The organism is Aeromicrobium ginsengisoli (assembly GCF_004134905.2).
Lineage (GTDB): Bacteria > Actinomycetota > Actinomycetes > Propionibacteriales > Nocardioidaceae > Aeromicrobium > Aeromicrobium ginsengisoli.
On the sequence record NZ_SDPQ02000003.1, the window covers coordinates 233,422 to 249,276 of the forward strand.

The 15,855-nt window shown below is 70.3% G+C and carries 17 protein-coding genes and 1 pseudogene; 6 read left to right on the plus strand and 12 right to left on the minus strand.

What is annotated here, in order from left to right; all coding sequences use genetic code 11:
- Nucleotides 1-43 precede the first annotated feature (43 nt).
- Together ESP70_RS14230 and ESP70_RS14235 are read left to right on the plus strand one after the other, a co-directional pair.
- A complete protein-coding gene (locus ESP70_RS14230; RefSeq protein ID WP_188110643.1) occupies nt 44-1,354 on the plus strand; it encodes a glycoside hydrolase domain-containing protein in 1,311 nt (436 codons plus the stop codon).
- Between the two features lie 8 nt (nt 1,355-1,362).
- Nucleotides 1,363-2,088, plus strand: a complete 726-nt coding sequence (locus ESP70_RS14235; protein ID WP_149689986.1) for a glycerophosphodiester phosphodiesterase — start codon at nt 1,363-1,365, stop codon at nt 2,086-2,088.
- Here the strand turns inward: ESP70_RS14235 and ESP70_RS14240 are convergent.
- The 7 genes and pseudogenes from ESP70_RS14240 to ESP70_RS14265 all read right to left on the minus strand — a co-directional run bounded on the left by ESP70_RS14240 (nt 2,085) and on the right by ESP70_RS14265 (nt 8,694).
- The gene (locus ESP70_RS14240; protein WP_149689987.1) at nt 2,085-2,558 is read right to left on the minus strand and encodes an antitoxin VbhA family protein; all 474 of its coding nucleotides are present in this window, start codon (nt 2,556-2,558) and stop codon (nt 2,085-2,087) included. The genes ESP70_RS14235 and ESP70_RS14240 overlap by 4 nt on opposite strands.
- Before the next feature lie 101 nt (nt 2,559-2,659).
- Complete coding sequence (locus ESP70_RS14245; RefSeq protein ID WP_149689988.1) at nt 2,660-3,013, minus strand: sterol carrier family protein; 354 nt, start codon at nt 3,011-3,013, stop codon at nt 2,660-2,662.
- Nucleotides 3,013-5,283, minus strand: a complete 2,271-nt coding sequence (gene purL, locus ESP70_RS14250; protein ID WP_188110644.1) for a phosphoribosylformylglycinamidine synthase subunit PurL — start codon at nt 5,281-5,283, stop codon at nt 3,013-3,015. The genes ESP70_RS14245 and purL overlap by 1 nt, the downstream gene beginning before the upstream one ends.
- A gap of 152 nt (nt 5,284-5,435) precedes the next feature.
- A pseudogene (locus ESP70_RS14255) lies at nt 5,436-6,529 on the minus strand (NADH:flavin oxidoreductase/NADH oxidase).
- A gap of 16 nt (nt 6,530-6,545) precedes the next feature.
- The gene (locus tag ESP70_RS20180) at nt 6,546-6,701 is read right to left on the minus strand and encodes a hypothetical protein (protein WP_188110645.1); all 156 of its coding nucleotides are present in this window, start codon (nt 6,699-6,701) and stop codon (nt 6,546-6,548) included.
- Entirely contained in the window at nt 6,698-7,918 is a 1,221-nt protein-coding gene (locus ESP70_RS14260; RefSeq protein WP_149689989.1) for an NAD(P)/FAD-dependent oxidoreductase, read from the minus strand. The genes ESP70_RS20180 and ESP70_RS14260 overlap by 4 nt, the downstream gene beginning before the upstream one ends.
- 59 nt (nt 7,919-7,977) lie before the next feature.
- On the minus strand, nt 7,978-8,694 hold the full coding sequence (locus tag ESP70_RS14265) for an ABC transporter (protein ID WP_149689990.1): 717 nt from the start codon (nt 8,692-8,694) through the stop codon (nt 7,978-7,980).
- A gap of 80 nt (nt 8,695-8,774) precedes the next feature.
- Between ESP70_RS14265 and ESP70_RS14270 the strand changes: the two genes are divergently transcribed.
- From ESP70_RS14270 to ESP70_RS14280, 3 genes are read left to right on the plus strand one after another with little or no spacing between them, the layout of a single operon-like run.
- Entirely contained in the window at nt 8,775-9,491 is a 717-nt protein-coding gene (locus tag ESP70_RS14270) for an ABC transporter ATP-binding protein (protein WP_149689991.1), read from the plus strand.
- A complete protein-coding gene (locus ESP70_RS14275) occupies nt 9,488-10,216 on the plus strand; it encodes an ABC transporter permease (protein ID WP_149689992.1) in 729 nt (242 codons plus the stop codon). The genes ESP70_RS14270 and ESP70_RS14275 overlap by 4 nt, the downstream gene beginning before the upstream one ends.
- Nucleotides 10,213-10,812, plus strand: a complete 600-nt coding sequence (locus tag ESP70_RS14280; protein WP_149689993.1) for a TetR/AcrR family transcriptional regulator — start codon at nt 10,213-10,215, stop codon at nt 10,810-10,812. The genes ESP70_RS14275 and ESP70_RS14280 overlap by 4 nt, the downstream gene beginning before the upstream one ends.
- A gap of 21 nt (nt 10,813-10,833) precedes the next feature.
- Here ESP70_RS14280 and ESP70_RS14285 read toward each other — a convergent pair whose 3' ends face one another.
- Entirely contained in the window at nt 10,834-11,679 is an 846-nt protein-coding gene (locus ESP70_RS14285) for a DUF72 domain-containing protein (RefSeq protein ID WP_149689994.1), read from the minus strand.
- Nucleotides 11,680-11,685: 6 nt separating this feature from the next.
- Nucleotides 11,686-12,312 (minus strand): hypothetical protein, encoded by a 627-nt coding sequence (locus tag ESP70_RS14290; protein ID WP_149689995.1) that lies wholly within the window; start codon nt 12,310-12,312, stop codon nt 11,686-11,688.
- 65 nt (nt 12,313-12,377) lie between these two features.
- Here ESP70_RS14290 and ESP70_RS14295 point away from each other — a divergent pair, with 65 nt between their 5' ends.
- Nucleotides 12,378-13,214: a DMT family transporter gene (locus tag ESP70_RS14295; RefSeq protein WP_149689996.1), complete on the plus strand. Its 837-nt coding sequence runs from the start codon at nt 12,378-12,380 to the stop codon at nt 13,212-13,214.
- A gap of 1 nt (nt 13,215) precedes the next feature.
- Here ESP70_RS14295 and ESP70_RS14300 read toward each other — a convergent pair whose 3' ends face one another.
- From ESP70_RS14300 to ESP70_RS14310, 3 genes are read right to left on the minus strand one after another with little or no spacing between them, the layout of a single operon-like run.
- Nucleotides 13,216-14,076, minus strand: a complete 861-nt coding sequence (locus ESP70_RS14300) for an Fpg/Nei family DNA glycosylase (protein WP_149689997.1) — start codon at nt 14,074-14,076, stop codon at nt 13,216-13,218.
- Nucleotides 14,077-14,124: 48 nt separating this feature from the next.
- Nucleotides 14,125-14,562: a VOC family protein gene (locus ESP70_RS14305; RefSeq protein ID WP_149689998.1), complete on the minus strand. Its 438-nt coding sequence runs from the start codon at nt 14,560-14,562 to the stop codon at nt 14,125-14,127.
- Nucleotides 14,563-14,612: 50 nt separating this feature from the next.
- The gene (locus ESP70_RS14310; protein WP_223148739.1) at nt 14,613-15,830 is read right to left on the minus strand and encodes an Nramp family divalent metal transporter; all 1,218 of its coding nucleotides are present in this window, start codon (nt 15,828-15,830) and stop codon (nt 14,613-14,615) included.
- Nucleotides 15,831-15,855: the final 25 nt, after the last annotated feature.

Genomic DNA, 15,855 nt, shown 5'->3' on the forward strand with positions numbered 1-15,855 from the left:
TGACTTGGCAGGCCCGTGGCCGTACCCTCTAAGGATGCGCCTGGTGCCTTCCCCCACCTCGCGGCTCACGATCACCGGCATCCTGACCGGCCTGGCCGCGACCTTTCTGCTGTCCTCACCCGCTGTGGCGGCCCCGCGAGCCCCCGGTGACTTCACCGGCCACGGCTTCGACGCGTGCGTCGCCCCCAACCAGTCGACGATGGACGCGTGGAACCTCCGCTCGCCCTTCACGGCGATCGGCATCTACGTCTCGGGCAGCTCCCGCTACTGCGGCGACGCCTACCAGCCCAACCTCAGCAAGGCATGGGTCGCCACCAACGCCGCCAACGGCTGGCGCTTCATGCCGATCCACGTGGGCCGGCAGGCACCGTGCTTCGTCAACAACCCCGACAGCCGGGTCCAGAAGAAGCGGATGTCCTACACCGTCTCGCTGGCCCGCTCGCAGGCCCGCCAAGATGCTGCCGAGACGATCGCGGCGCTGGTCAAGTACGGCTTCGGGACCGGCAGCTACTCCTACCTCGACCTCGAGTGGTACGCCCGTACGGCCAAGTGCGACAACGTCGTGCTGGAGTTCGTCGACGCGTGGACCGAGTACCTGCACAACCACGGCTACAAGTCCGGCGTCTACTCCAGCGGCTCGGCGGCCATCGCGGCGATCGATGCCGCCCGCATCGCCGGGCGCCCGAACTTCACCAAGCCGGACCAGCTCTGGATCGCGTGGACCAACAAGATCGCGAACACCGACGGCGGGCCCTATCTCGCCGACGACGGCTGGGCCAACCACCAGCGCATCCACCAGTACCACAACGGCGTGACGATGACGTACGGCGGCAAGTCGATCAACATCGACAAGGACTTCCTCGACGTCGGCAAGGGATCGGTTGCGGTCAAGGATGTGCGGCCGTGCGGCGTGGCCATGTCGTTCACGTCCTATCCGGCGCTCTCGGTCGGCAGCCAGGGCCCGGAGGTCGCGGCGCTGGAGTGCCTCCTGCACGAGCAGGGCTTCCTGACCACGGTCAACGAGACGTTCGGCTCCGCGACGGCCAAGGCCATCGACGCGTTCCGCAAGACCAAGGGCTGGGCGCCCGCCGGCCACACCACGCGGCCGACCTGGACCGCCTTGCACGCGGCCGGACCGATTCCGCACGTGCTCAAGCAGGGCACCGTCGGCCTGTCGGTGTGGCGCATCCAGCGGGCCCTGATCGCCGCCGGCCTGCACCCGCGACTGACCGGCATCTTCGACTCCAGCACGATCACCGCGGTCAAGGAGTACCGGAAGGCCAACGGGCTGACGCAGTACTCGACGGCCGAGGAGTCGGTCTGGTCGCTGCTCCAGCGCGGCAAGCTCGGCTAGCCGTTCGCATGGCTCTCGTGTCGGCGCACCGCGGTGGGGCCGCGGACGACCACCCGGCGCAGAACACCCTGGCGGCGTTCGAGTCCGCGATCGCCCTCGGCTGCGACTTCGTGGAGTTCGACGTACGCCTGACCGCCGACGGCCGGCCGGTCATCTTCCATGACGACGAGATCGACGACGACTCGGTGCGCCGTTCGATCGCCAAGCACCGCCACGACGAGTTCTCACCGTCGCGGCTCGTCGACCTCGACGCGGTGCTCGCCCTGATCCGCGGCCGGATCAGGGCCCACGTCGACCTCAAGGTGCGCGGTGACGAGATCGCGCTGGTCGAGCAGATCGTCGACGCGCTCGGCACGGACCAGGCGATCATCACGACGGCCGAGGACTCCTCCGTCAGGCGCATACGCCGGTGGTCGAAGGTACACGCGCCCGACCTGCTGGTCGGCCTGTCCTCGAGTGCCCGGGCCGGCACGAGCAACTGGCTCGTCAGGAAGCTCGTGCGGATCGAGTCGGCGTTCCCACGGCTGCGGGTCCTGCTGAGCGGCGCCAACCTCGTGGTGTCGCACAAGGTCGTGGCGCGGCTGACCCTCAAGACGTACGCACGCAAGCGCGGGCTGCCGTTGCTGGTGTGGACCGTGGACCGTCAGGACGAGCTCGAGCGCTGGATGAACGACCCGGACGTCTGGATGGTGACGACGAACTATCCGGCTCGCGCCATGGCGGCGCGGCGCTAGGCGGAGACGCCGCGGGTGATGCGGAGGAACTCCTCGACGGGGATGCGCCCCGAGACGTAGGCGGCGACGGCTTCCTCGCGGGTCAGCCGGTTCTCAGGCGTCAACGAGGCAACCGGCGGAGCCGGTGCGGGCGCGGCCGGCGCGGCGGGTTGGGGCGCGGCCTGCTGCGGGGCTGCCCATGACTGCTCGGCGAGCTGCTGCGCCCACGGGCGCTCGAACGGTGGCGGGCTCTGCGGCTGTACGGCGTTCTCGTGGCCGCCGAGGGACACCACGATCCCGACGGCGTAGTCCTGCGCGTCGATCTCACCGTTGGCGTAGGCGACGAGGAGGCGTACGGCCTCGCGGTCGGCCGGCCAGCCCTGCTCGGCTGATGACCGCAGCGCCGCGACGACGGCTTCCCGTCGCTGCCCCGTGAGGCTCGAGAGCAGGTCGGACCACTGCTGTGCAGGATCGGTGTTGCCATTCGTCATGAGTGCGCCTGATGGTGAATGTCGGGTTCCCTCCCTGACCGCAAGATCATAACGGGACGGTGTGTCTTGTTGCGCCGGTTTCGCCGGAACTGGGTGAAATCTCAGGCTTCGTCGAGCGGCAGCAGTGGCGAGAGGTCGGACCGCTCGCCCGAGGCACGCACCTTGGCGTCCGTCCACTGCAGCCGGCCGCGGCCCAGGGCGATCCAGGTCGGCGCGTCCATCTCGACCACCGCGGGCGGAGTGCCGCGGGTGTGGCGGGCGCCCGCGATGCACTGGACCGCCGCGAACGGCGGGATGCGCACCTCGACGCTGGCGCCCGGCGCCCTGGCGACGAGCAGCGCGACGAGGTGCATCGTCGCCGCCTTGAGGTCGGCCCGCGCCGGGTCACCCTCGTCGAGCCGGCGGCAGATCGCAACGAACTCCTCGTGCGACAGCGGCGACGGCCTGCGTGCCATCAGGCGACGTGCGCGCCCAGGACCGCGGGGATCGTCGCCTGCCAGGCCGCCTTGAGCTCGGCCACCGGCACGCTGAACTGGCCGGCGACCTCGATGACGTCGCCGCCCGTACGTCCGACGGAGGCCAGCTCGACGCCATGCTTCTCGGCCAGCGACACGAACTCGTCGTGGCGGCCCTCGGCGACGACGACCATCGCGCGGGCCGCCGACTCGCTGAAGAGGTCGAGGAACGGGTCGTCGAGGTCGACCGTGACGCCGACGCCGTGGCGGAACGTGGCTTCGGCGAGGGCGACCGCCAGGCCGCCGTCCGAGAGATCGTGCGCCGCCTCGACGACACCGGTCTTGGCTGCCTCGACCATGAGGTTGGCCAGGGCACGCTCGGCCTCGAGGTCGACGATCGGCGGCCGGCCGCCGAGGTGGCCGTGGACGACGTCGGCCCACGACGACCCGGAGAGCTCGTCACGCGTCTCGCCGAGCACCAGCACGTGGCTGCCCTCGGCGACGAAGCCCTGTGTGATGCGCGTGCGTACGTCGTCGATGACGCCCAGGATGCCGACGACCGGCGTGGGCAGGATCGGCGTCTCGCCGGTCTGGTTGTAGAACGACACGTTGCCGCCGGTGACCGGGATGCCCAGCACCTCGCACGCGTCCTTGAGGCCGTGCGTCGCCTGCTCGAACTGCCACATGACGTCGGGGTTCTCGGGCGAGCCGAAGTTGAGGCAGTCGGTGACGGCGAGCGGCAGGGCGCCCGTCACGCCGACGTTGCGGTAGGACTCGGCCAGGGCGAGCTGCGCGCCGACGTAGGGGTCGAGCTTGGCGAAGCGACCGTTGCAGTCGGTTGACACCGCGACGCCGAGGTTGGTCTCGTCGTCGATGCGGATGACGCCGGCGTCCTCGGGCTGGGCCAGGACCGTGTTGCCCTGGACGTAGCGGTCGTACTGGTCGGTGACCCATGACTTGTCGGCCAGGTTGGGCGACGTGACGACCGCGACGACCTGGTCGCGGAGCTCGTCGCCGGAGGCCGGGCGGGCGAGCTGCTCGGCGCCGTCGGCCTGCAGGGCGTCCTGCCACTCAGGGCGTGCATAGGGCCGGTCGTACGTCGGACCGTCGTGGGCGACCGACCGGGGCGGCACGTCGACGACGGTCTGGCCGTGCCAGTCGATCACCAGGTTGTCGCCGTCGGTGACCTCGCCGACGACGACCGCCTCGACGTCCCACTTGGCGCAGATCGCCATGAACGCGTCGAGGTGGTGCGGCTCGACGACGGCCATCATGCGTTCCTGCGACTCGCTCATGAGGATCTCCTCGGGCGAGAGCGTCGAGTCGCGCAGCGGGACGGTGTCGAGCTCGACGTGCATACCGCCGTCACCGGCCGAGGCGAGCTCGCTGGTGGCGCACGAGAGGCCGGCGCCGCCGAGGTCCTGGATGCCGTTGACGACCTGCGCGCGGAACAGCTCGAGCGTGCACTCGATCAGGAGCTTCTCCATGAACGGGTCACCGACCTGGACGCTGGGGCGCTTGGCCGGGCCGTCGGCGTCGAACGTCTCGGACGCGAGGACCGAGACGCCGCCGATGCCGTCGCCGCCGGTGCGGGCGCCGTAGAGGACGACCTTGTTGCCGACACCGCTGGCGAATGCGAGGTGCAGGTCCTCGTGGCGGAGCACGCCGACGCACAGCGCGTTGACCAGGGGGTTGCCGACGTAGGTGTCGTCGAACACGACCTCGCCGCCGATGTTGGGCAGGCCGAGGCAGTTGCCGTAGCCGCCGACGCCGGCGACGATGCCGGGCATGACGCGGCGGGTGTCGAGAGCGTCGAGGGGGCCGAAGCGCAGCGGGTCCATCACCGCGATCGGGCGCGCGCCCATCGCGAGGATGTCGCGGACGATGCCGCCGACGCCGGTCGCGGCGCCCTGGTAGGGCTCGACGTAGGACGGGTGGTTGTGCGACTCGACCTTGAACGTGACGGCGTAGCCCTGGCCGATGTCGATGACGCCGGCGTTCTCGCCGATGCCGGCGAGGGTCTTGCCGAGCGGCGTCTCCTGCGGCAGGTCGCCGAACTTCTTGAGGTGCACCTTGGACGACTTGTAGGAGCAGTGCTCGCTCCACATCACGGAGTACATCGCCAGCTCGGCGCCGGTCGGGCGGCGGCCGAGGATCTCGCGGATGCTGTCGTACTCCTCCTCACGGAGACCCAGCTCGGACCACGGCTGCGGCTTGTCCGGGGTGGCTTCGGCTACGGCGACAGTGTCCAGGCGGGGGGCTTCGCTCACACCCTGATCCTATCGGTCGTACCGGCGTCCCCGTACCGCCCGTTGAGCGGTGGAACAGCGTCCAGCCGGCAGGCGGGGCGGTGGGTTGGCGTCCACGTACGCCTCTTGGGTGGACGCCAGGTCACCGCTCACACGTGGGGGTGGACGCCAGGTCACCGCCAGGCGCCGCGAGCGTGCTGCGGTGGATAGGGCGCGTCCTTCGGGGCGACGCCGAGCTCATGGGCGGCACGCAGCGGCCACGCGGGTTCGCGGATCGCGACCCGGCCGAGCATCACGACGTCGGCCGAACCGTCCCGGAGCACCTGCTCGGCCTGCGCAGGGTCGGTGATCAGGCCACCGCGGAGACCGGGAGGCCGCTGACCTCGCGCACCTCACGGGCGAACGGCACCTGGTAGCCCGGTCCGATGTCGATCTTCTGGTGCGCCACGGCGCCGCCCGACGACACGTCGAGCAGGTCGACGTCGTGCTGCTCGAGCACGGCACCGAGCCGGGCGGTCTCCTCGACGTTCCAGCCGCCGTCGGCCCAGTCCGAGGCCGACAGACGTACGAACAACGGCTTGTCCCAGACCTGGCGGACGGCGTCGACGATCTCGACGACCAGCCTCGTGCGGTTGTCGAACGAACCCCCGTAACGGTCCGTGCGCTGGTTGGCGAGCGGCGAGAGGAACTCGTGGAGGAGGTAGCCGTGCGCGCCGTGGACCTCGACGACGTCGAACCCGGCCCGGTCGGCACGCACCGCAGCGTCGGCGAACGCCTGCGGCAGCGCGGCCACCTCGTCGGTCGTCATGGCCCGCGGCACGTCGTAGCCCTCGAACGCCAGCGCCGACGGCCCGATCGCCGGCCAGCCACCATCGGCTGCCGGCACGGTCCCGTCGCCGTCAGCGAACGGCGCCCACGTCGAGCCCTTGCGACCCGCATGCGCCAGCTGGATCCCGGCGACCGCACCCTGACCGCGTACGAACTCCGCGATGCGCCGCCACGGCTCGATGTGCGCGTCGGACCAGATGCCGGTGTCCTCGGGGCTGATCCGGCCCTCGGGCACCACGGCGGTCGCCTCGGTCATGACGAGGCCGAAGCCTCCGGTCGCGTGCTGGCCGAGGTTGACGAGGTGCCAGTCGTTCGGCATCCCGTCGCGGTCGAAGCAGGAGTACTGGCACATCGGCGCGAGCCAGATGCGGTTGCGGGCGGTGACGCCGCGCAGCGTCAGGGGCTCGAAGAGTTGAGGCACACCGACAACATTAGGCAGCCGGTCACGCGCTCCGTCAGACGCCGCCGAGGCCGTAGCGGATCAGGAAGTCGCGGTCGGGATCCCGGTCACCGTCAGGGTCGGGCACCGGGTCGGTCTCGGCCGTCGTGATGGTGTCCTCGAGGCGTACGCGCTTGGGCAGCTGCTTGAAGCGGTCCTGGTCGGGCGTCATGTCGTCACCACCTCGGTGAGCGGCACGTCGGGTTCGGCGAGCCTTGAGCGATCCACGCTACTCCCGACGAGCGCGCGCAGGTCGTCGTTGACGTCCCAGACGTTGACATTCATGCCCGCGGTGACGCGGTCGCCGTCGAGCCAGAACGCGATGAACTCGCCGCCGGCCTTGTCGCCGCGGATCACGACGTCGTCGGCGGCGCCGCCGCGCCCGACGTACTCCATCCCGAGGTCGAACTGGTCGGTGTAGAAGTAGGGCTGCCAGTCGTACGTGTCGTCCCGGCCCAGCACGGTGCGCCCGGCGAGCTGGCCCTGGCGGATCGCGTTGTCCCAGTGCTCGACCCGCAGCCGGTCGCCGAGCGTGGAGTTGTAGGCGTTGGCCACGTCGCCGGCGGCATAGATCGCCGGGTCCGACGTACGCAGGTGCTCGTCGACGAGGATGCCGTTGTCGACCTCGAGACCGGCCTCGGCAGCGAGCTCGGCGTTGGGGCTGATGCCGACACCGACGATCACGAGGTCCGCCGCGATCTCCTCCTCACCCACCCGCACGCCACTGACCCGTCCGTCGGTGCCGGTGATCGCGGTGACCTCGACCGACGTGCGGAGGTCGACACCGTTGCGGCGATGCAGGTCGGCGAAGTAGGTCGCCAGCTCGTCACCCAGCACCCGGCCGAGCGGCAGCGGGGCGTACTCCAGGACCGTGACCGGCAGACCGGCGGCACGCGCTGCGGCCGCGGTCTCGAGGCCGATCCAGCCGGCGCCGATGATCACGACGCTCGAAGCCCGCGCGTACGCCTCGCGGATGCGGTCGCTGTCGCCGATGCGACGCAACGAGACCACGCCGTCGAGGTCCGCACCGGGGAGCTCGAGCGTTCGCGGCCGCGAACCCGTCGTGATCAGCAGGCGCTCGTACGGCACGGTGTCTCCCGACGCGAGCGACACCGTGCGCGCGTCCCGGTCGATCGACGTCGCGGTCTCGCCGAACCGGGTCACGACGTCGTGCTCGGCGTACCACTCCTCCGGGTGGACGAACAGGTCGTCCTTGGACCCGTTGCCCTGGAGGTAGTCCTTGGACAGTGCCGGCCGTTCGTACGGACGCTCCGGCTCCTCGCCGATCAACGTGATGGTGCCCGCGTGCCCGGCCTCCCGCATGGACTCGACAGCTTTGGCCGCGGCCAGCCCGGCCCCGACGACGACGATCCCTGGCGTGCTGCTCATGTGGCTCTCCTCCGGAGTGGTCCTGCTTCGATCATGCTCCGGGACTCAAGCCGAGGTTGCTAGTCGCTGACAGTGGGGTCGAGCACCGCCGGCCGCCGCCGGCCGCCGGGCAGCCGGCCCGCGAGCGCACCCAAGGGCTCGACGGCGCCGCTCAGGATGTTGACGGCGGAGTTGAGGTTGGGGATCGCGTTGCCCAGCGCCTCGAGCCGCGGGACGATCGCGTCGAACGTGGCGCCGAGCTCGATGAGCTGGTCCAGCGTGCCGCCGGGCGCCAGCAGCTTCTCGAGGATCCCCTGCTCGGCGAGCAGCTGGTCGATCAGGCCGCCCTCCGCGAGGATGCGGTCGATCGCGCCTTCTTCGGCGAGCAAGCGGTCGAGGGGCCCTCCGGGTGCGAGCAGCCGATAGAGCGGGCCGTCCTCGCTCAAGGCCCGGTCGAGCGGGCCGTCGGCCTCGAGCAGTCGTACGAACGGGCCGTTCTCATCCGCCATCCGGTCGAGCAGGCCGTCCCGGGCCAGCGCCTTGCCTACGGGCCGGTCGTCGGCGGTCAGGTCGGCGAGGGTGTTGGCGAGGCCGATGGGTCCGCGCTCGTCGGCGAGGATCCGGTTGAGCTGGTCGAGCAGGCCGCCCTCGCCGAAGATCTGTGCCAGCCGGGTGCCGTAGCCGCCCTCACGCAGGATCGGCCCCTGTGGCGACGCGAGCTGGCCGAGCCCCAACGTCGCCTGGGTCGCGGCGACCGTCACGCGTACGGGGAGCAGGGCCAGTCCTCGGATGTCCATGCGTGAACAGTAGGACCATGACATCGGCGATGTCACGTAGTGGCTTGACCGAACGGAGGGCACGGTCTTATATTCAACACATGTTGAATAGTTCAGCGGTCGAGATCCACCGCCTCACCGTGATCCGCGGGAAGACCACCGTGCTCCCCGACCTCACGGTGACGGTGCCACGCGGCTCCGTCACCGGACTGCTGGGTCCGAGCGGTTGCGGCAAGTCCACGCTGATCCGTGCCATCGCCGGCATCCAGGTCGTCAAGGCCGGCACCGTCACGGTGCTCGACGGTCCAGCCGGTCGCCCCGAAGCCCGACGGCGGGTCGGTTACGTCACCCAGGCCAGCTCGGTCTATCCGGACCTGACCGTCATGCAGAACCTGCGCTACTTCGCCGCCCTCACCGGGAGCGACGAGGCGGCGGCGCTCGAGGCGGTCGACAACGTCGGCCTCGCCGACAAGGCCGACGCCTTGGTGGCCGACCTCTCCGGCGGGCAGCGCACGAGGGTCTCGCTGGCGGCGGCGCTGTTGGCGGACCCCGAGCTCTACCTGCTCGACGAGCCCACCGTGGGCCTCGATCCCGTGCTCCGCCGCGACCTGTGGCAGCTCTTCAAGCGTCTCGCGTCCGATGGCAAGACGCTGTTGGTGTCGAGCCACGTCATGGACGAGGCCGGCCGCTGCGACCGCGTGCTCCTGATGCGTGAGGGCCGGATCATCGCCGACTCGACACCCGACGAGCTCCGCGCCGACACCGGCCAGGACGACCTCGAGCAGGCCTTCCTCACCCTGGCCGAGGGGGCAGCATGACGAGGACCATCGCCACCGCGCGCAGGGTGCTGCAGCAGCTGGCCCACGATCCGCGCAGCATCGGGATGATCGTCGTCCTGCCCTCGGTCCTGCTGCTCCTGTTCAAGTACGTCTACGACGGCAACCCGGCGATCTTCAACCGCGTCGGCCCCCAGATGCTCGGCATCTTCCCGTTCGTCGTCATGTTCCTCGTGACGTCGGTGACGATGGTGCGCGAGCGGACGTCCGGGACGCTCGAACGCTTGCTGACGACCCCGTTGCGACGCGGCGAGCTCATCGGCGGCTACGGCGTCGCGTTCGGCGCAGCGGCCCTCGGCCAGGCGCTCGTCACGTCGGCCGTCGCGATCTGGCTGCTCGACATGGACGTCAACACCCCGTGGGCCGTCGTGCTGTTCGCGGTCGTCGACGCCGTACTGGGCACCGCCCTCGGCCTGTTGATGTCGGCGTTCGCGGTCACGGAGTTCCAGGCGGTCCAGTTCATGCCGCTCGTGGTGGTGCCCCAGCTGCTGCTGTGCGGCCTGCTCGCCCCACGCGACTCGATGCCCGACATCCTGCGCTGGCTGTCCGACGCCCTGCCGATGAGCTACGCGGCCGATGCCTTCAGCGAGCTGGGATCGACGAGCGACTCCACCTCGAGCCTGGGCAAGGACCTCGTGATTCTCCTCGGCTGCTGCGCGCTGGCCCTGATCGGCGCGTCACTGACTCTCCGGCGCCGCACGCCATGACCGTCAAACGTACGCGGGGGCGCCCGCCGGCCGGGGACGCCGCAGACCGCCGCGCCGCGATCCTCGACGCCGCCCGCGCCAAGTTCGCAGCGCAAGGATTCAGCGGCACGTCGATGCGGGCGATCGCCCGCGAAGCCGGTGTCGACGTGAGCCTGATCAGCCACTACTTCGGCGACAAGGCAGGCCTGCTCGTCGCGACGATGGAGCTGCCGGTCAACCCGATCGAGAAGATCGCCGGGGTGATCGAGGACGGCCCCGACGGCATGGCCGAGCGGCTGCTGCGCACGTTCCTCACCGCCTGGGATCCCCATCGGGACGTCTTCAGCTCGATGTACCGGACCACGATGAGCGCCCAGGACTCCCAGGCACCGATGCTGCAGCTCGCCCGCGAGGTGCTGGTCAGCACCCTGATGGAGGTGCTCGAGGGCGACGACCGCGAGCTGCGTGCCACGCTCATCGCCAGCCAGCTGATCGGCATGGCGACGCTGCGCTACGTCGTGCAGATGCCGCCGGTCGCCGACGCCGCGATCGAGGATGTCGTACGGCTCTACGGCCCCGCCATGCAGGTGCTGATCGACGCTGCGGCAGATCGGTGACCTAGGGCCTGCGCTGCCACATCACCCAGCCTCCGGACGCCACGGGCCGAGATCGGCGAGCCGCTCGATCAGGCCCATCGCGTCGAAGGGGGCGCGGACCTTCATGTCGTTGTCGAAGTACGCGTAGACGTCGGTGCCGGACTCGGCCCAGCCGCGCATCAGAGCTGCCCACTCGTCGAGAGCCGCGTCGGAGTAGCCGCTCGCGTAGAGCTCGGTGTCGCCGTGCAGGCGTACGTACGCGAAGTCGGCCGTCACCTCGCGGATCAGCGGCCACTTGCCGGCGGTGTCGGCGACGACCAGCCCGATGCCGTGCTCGCGGAGCAGGCTGAGAAACTCCGGGGCGAGGAACGACTCGTGGCGGACCTCGACCGCGTGCCGGATCGCCTGCACCACGGGGACGTCGAGGTGGGACCGCCCGGCGACCCGCTCGTCGTGGCGCGACCCGAGCTCTGCGGCCGCCGCCGTCGTGCGGGGCAGCAGGCCGAAGAAGCTCTCAAGTCGCTCGGCGTCGAAGCCGAGCGTCGGCGGCAGCTGCCAAAGCACGGGACCGAGCTTCTCGGCGAGCGCCAGCGGGCCTGATGCGAAGAAGTTGGCCAACGGCGTCTCGACGTCGGCGAGCTTCTTCATGTGCGTGATGAACCGGCCGCCCTTGACCGCGAACACGAAACCTTCGGGCGTACGTTCACGCCACGCCTGATAGCTCTCGGGCCGCTGCAGGGAGTAGAACGACCCGTTGATCTCGATGCTGGTCATCTTGCTCGCGGCATACGCGAGCTCGTCCTTCTGGCGCAGGCCCTCGGGATAGAACACCGTGCGCCATGGCGCGTACGTCCACCCGGAGATGCCGATCCTGACGGTGCCGGGCACGACAGGTCAGAGGGATCCGGCGATCGTCCCGATCAGGGCGAACAGCGCCACGACGACCGAGATCGGCACCAGCCAGAGCGCGGCGATCGTGATCGTGACGGTCGTGCCGATCCTCGGTGGCACGAAGTAGCGCGCGCGGGGCAGGTCGCCGATGCCGTCGATCCAACGGCCGGTCATCGACATGCCGCCCCAGGCACCCTTGAGCCGGTCGAACAGCCGCCAGCCACCGCCGCCCGCGACCCGCTCCAGCGCTCCGCGGGTCTCGTCGACCTTGTCGCTGAGGCTGATCGCGATGCCGAGCTCGGTCGCCAGCTTGTTCGGCTCCTCGACGGCCCGCAGGATCGCCCGTCGACGAGCCCAGAACGCGCCGCTGACGGCCGCCATCACGGCACCCGCGACGAGCACCACGATGCGTACGCCACCGTCGGCGACCAGACCGAGCGCCAGCGTCGCGGCGATGAACGGCACGGGGACGGCCTGCAGGATCGCCGTGGGCACCCGGAGCACGCGGACCGCGACGGTGATGACGCCGGCGACGCGGTGCGCGACCTCTCCGGTCTGGCCGTCGACGCGCGAGGCGAACCCGCCGACGGCGGAGTTGGCCTGCGACCCGAACGACTTGGCGAACCTCATACCTCAATCGTACGTAGCGGGGCCAGCGGTCGCCCGTTGTCGGCGACCGCGCTTAGGCTGCGCAGGTGGCCATCGCTCTGTCCCTCCTGTCCGCGTTGTCGTACGGCGTCTCGGACTTCCTCGGCGGGATCTTCGCCAAGCGGTCGTCGCCGTGGCAGGTCGCGATCGTGGGCCAGACCTCGTCCGGCGTGCTCAGCCTGCTCGCCGCGCTCATCATCGCCGGGTCGCCGACGAGCACCGACCTGACGTACGGCGCGCTGGCCGGGCTCGGCGGCGGGTTCGGCGTGGCATTCCTCTATCGCGGACTCTCGACCGCCCGCATGGGGGTCGTCGCCCCACTGTCCGCCATCGGCACGGCGCTGATCCCCGTGATCGTCGGGCTGGCGACGGGCGACCGACCGTCGTGGATGGCGATGCTGGGGGTGGTGTTCGCGTTCCCGGCGATCGCGCTCATCTCACGGGTCGACGACGGCGGCCATGACGACGGCGTGCACCGCGGCGGCGTGATCGACGGCATCCTGGCCGGTGTCGGGTTCGGCCTGCTGTTCACGTTCCTCGGACAGGTCGGCGACGACGCCGGGCTCTACCCGCTCGCGCTGTCACAGCTCACCTCGGTGCTCGGGGTCGTCGTCACGGCCACGGTGCTCGGACACGCCTGGGTGCCGCGGGGTCGCCGGGTCTGGGGCGCGGTGGTGATGGGTCCGCTCGGCGCGACGGCTCAGGGGGCGTTCCTCTATGCGACGCACCACGGGCTGCTGTCGATCGTCTCGGTGATCTCGTCGCTCTATCCGGCGAGCACGGTGTTGCTCGCGTCGGTGCTGCTGCGCGAGAGGATCCTGCGCTGGCAGGCCGTCGGCCTGGTCTTCGCCGCGCTGGCCGTGGGCCTCGTCGCAGCGGGTTGACCTACTTGAGGAACTTGCTCGTGGTCCGGTCCTTGAGCGGCTTGCCGCCGGTCTGACAGGTCGGGCAGTACTGCAGCGCCGACTGCGAATACGTCACCTCGAGCACGGTGTCGCCGCACACGGGACACTTCTCGCCCGCACGCCCATGGACCCGCATCCGCGTGCGCTTGTCGTCCTTGAGCTCCTCGGCCGGCTTGCCGCGGGCCTCCTCGACGGCCTCCCGGAGGATGTCCTGCACCGCGGCCTCGAGGCGTACGATCTCGTCCTCCCTGAGGTTCTCGGCGATCGCGAACGGCGACAGCTTCGCTGCGTGCAGGATCTCGTCGCTGTAGGCGTTGCCGACGCCGGCGATGATCTTCTGGTCACGCAGCAGCCGCTTGACCTGCATGCGTCGAGCCAGCAGCGGGCGCAGCTCGAAGCCCGGCTCGAGCGGCTCGGGTCCGAGCGCGGCGATGCCGGGCACCTCGGACGGGTCGCGGACGACATACATCGCCAGGCCCTTGCGGGTGCCGGCCTCGGTGACGTCGAAGCCGATGTGCGGACCGTCGCCGCGGTCGAGGCGTACGCGGGCGGCGATGTTGCTGGCGCCGAGCTTGAGCTTGGTGTCCGGCAGCTGCTCCGACCAGCGCAGCCAGCCGGCCTTGGCCAGGTGCACGATGATGTGGATGCCGTCGACGTCGATGTCGATGAACTTGCCGTGCCGACTGGCCCCGGTGACCGCGAGCCCGGACAGCGCGGAGACCGGCGGGTCGAACGTCTTCAGCACCGCGAACGACGCCAGCTCGATGCCGACCACGACGGCGCCGGCGGTCTCCTTGTCGAGGAACTCGACCAGCGCATTGACCTCGGGAAGCTCAGGCATGAGTCCATGATCGGGGTTCGCGAGTCAGTTCTCCAGAGCCGTGGGTGTTCAGGTCGTCAGCGGATCGGCCACGAAGATGCAGAACGGATGGCCCGCCGGGTCGGCGTACACGTAGAGCGGCTCATCGGGATCGTCGTGGCGATCGAGGAGCAGTCGGGCGCCCAGCGCCAGCGCCCGATCGTGGTGCGCATCGAGGTCGGCGATCGTCGCGACGGTGAGGTCGAGGTGCAGCTGCTGCGGCACCCGTCCCTCGGGCCAAGTCGCTGCGGGCAGGACGTCGACGCGCTGGAACGCGAGCTGCGCGCCGCCGTCGCCGCCGCGCAGGACGAGCCAGTCGGTGCCCTGCGGGTCCGGCTCGCCAGGCGGCGGAGGCTCGTCACCGGAGCGGTACGTCAGGTCGAGGAGGTGGCGATAGAACTCGGCCAGCGTACGAATGTCGGTGCTGTCGAGCACGATGGATCGGACGGCGAGGGGGCCTGGACTCATGCCGCCAGCGTCGCACCGGTGGCCGCCGCTCGCACGTCGGTCGATGCGGGTCAGCCGGTGAAGGTCAGCCAGAGCAGCGAGACGTTGAGCGCGACGACGATCGCGGCCACGAGACACGCGGCGGCGGTGGTGCGGCGCGCGTTGGCGTACTCACCCATCACGTCCTTGCGGGCGGTCAGCACCACGAGCGGGACCAGCGCGAACGGGATGCCGATCGAGAGCACGACCTGCGAGATCACGAGCGCCCGGCTGGGCTCGGCGCCGAGAGCCAGCACGACCAGCGCCGGGATCAGCGTCACGACCCGGCGGACGAGGATCGGCAGGCGTACGCCCAGCAGACCCTTCATGACCTCGGCGCCTGCCGCGCTGCCGACCGAGGTCGAGGCGAGCCCGGACCCGAGCAGCGCGACCGCGAACAGGAGGGCGATGCCGGCGCCCAGCTCCGAGGTCACCACGGCGTGAACCCCTTGCAAGGTGTCAGTGCCCGGCAGGCCGTCGAGGCTCGAGGCGGCGACGACGAGCAGCGACAGGTTGAGGATGCCGGCGAGGATCAGGGCGAGCACGACGTCCGTGCGCGTCGCCGACAGGAGCTCGCGAACCGTGAGTCCTTCACCGCGGCGGTCGAGGCGGGTGATCGTGAGACTGGAGTGCAGGTAGATGACGTGCGGCATGACCGTCGCGCCGATGATGCCTGAGGCGAGCAGGACGCTGTCGGTGCCGTCGAACGTCGGCAGCAGACCCGTCGCCAGGGGCCCGGCCTCTGGCGGGTCGACGAACAGGCCCGCCATGAACCCTACGGCGATCAGGGCGAGGAATCCCACGATGACCCGCTCGAGCGTCTGCTGACCGCGCAGGTCACCGATGCGCAGGACGACCATCGCGACCGCAGCGGTGATGACGGCGCCGAGCTCGAGCGGCAGGTCGAACAGCAGGTAGAGCGCGATCGCGCCGCCGACCACCTCGGCGAGATCGGTCGCGATCGCGATGGCCTCGGCCTGCAGCCAGTACGCGATGCGCGGCCCGGTGGGAAGCCGCTGACCCATGTGGCCGGCGAGCGACATGCCGGTCACCATGCCGAGCTTGGCCGAAAGGTACTGCACCAGCACGGCCATGACGTTGGCCATCACGACGACCCAGACCAGGGTGTAGCCGAACTTCGAGCCGGCGGTCACGTTGGTCGCGACGTTGCCCGGATCGACGTACGCCACGGCGGCGATGAACGCAGGGCCAAGCAGGCCGATCCGCGGCAGCCTCCCCTTCACGAGCATGGTGCCCAGCATCTCGTATGGGTGC

What these genes read in the sequence shown, in the direction of transcription:
- ESP70_RS14235 (WP_149689986.1), top strand. Translation starts at nt 1,363, where the DNA reads ATGGCTCTCGTGTCGGCGCACCGCGGTGGGGCCGCGGACGACCACCCG.
- ESP70_RS14240 (WP_149689987.1), bottom strand. Translation starts at nt 2,558, where the DNA reads ATGACGAATGGCAACACCGATCCTGCACAGCAGTGGTCCGACCTGCTC.
- ESP70_RS14245 (WP_149689988.1), bottom strand. Translation starts at nt 3,013, where the DNA reads ATGGCACGCAGGCCGTCGCCGCTGTCGCACGAGGAGTTCGTTGCGATC.
- ESP70_RS20180 (WP_188110645.1), bottom strand. Translation starts at nt 6,701, where the DNA reads ATGACGCCCGACCAGGACCGCTTCAAGCAGCTGCCCAAGCGCGTACGC.
- ESP70_RS14260 (WP_149689989.1), bottom strand. Translation starts at nt 7,918, where the DNA reads ATGAGCAGCACGCCAGGGATCGTCGTCGTCGGGGCCGGGCTGGCCGCG.
- ESP70_RS14265 (WP_149689990.1), bottom strand. Translation starts at nt 8,694, where the DNA reads ATGGACATCCGAGGACTGGCCCTGCTCCCCGTACGCGTGACGGTCGCC.
- ESP70_RS14270 (WP_149689991.1), top strand. Translation starts at nt 8,775, where the DNA reads ATGTTGAATAGTTCAGCGGTCGAGATCCACCGCCTCACCGTGATCCGC.
- ESP70_RS14275 (WP_149689992.1), top strand. Translation starts at nt 9,488, where the DNA reads ATGACGAGGACCATCGCCACCGCGCGCAGGGTGCTGCAGCAGCTGGCC.
- ESP70_RS14280 (WP_149689993.1), top strand. Translation starts at nt 10,213, where the DNA reads ATGACCGTCAAACGTACGCGGGGGCGCCCGCCGGCCGGGGACGCCGCA.
- ESP70_RS14290 (WP_149689995.1), bottom strand. Translation starts at nt 12,312, where the DNA reads ATGAGGTTCGCCAAGTCGTTCGGGTCGCAGGCCAACTCCGCCGTCGGC.
- ESP70_RS14300 (WP_149689997.1), bottom strand. Translation starts at nt 14,076, where the DNA reads ATGCCTGAGCTTCCCGAGGTCAATGCGCTGGTCGAGTTCCTCGACAAG.
- ESP70_RS14305 (WP_149689998.1), bottom strand. Translation starts at nt 14,562, where the DNA reads ATGAGTCCAGGCCCCCTCGCCGTCCGATCCATCGTGCTCGACAGCACC.
- ESP70_RS14310 (WP_223148739.1), bottom strand. Translation starts at nt 15,830, where the DNA reads ATGCTCGTGAAGGGGAGGCTGCCGCGGATCGGCCTGCTTGGCCCTGCG.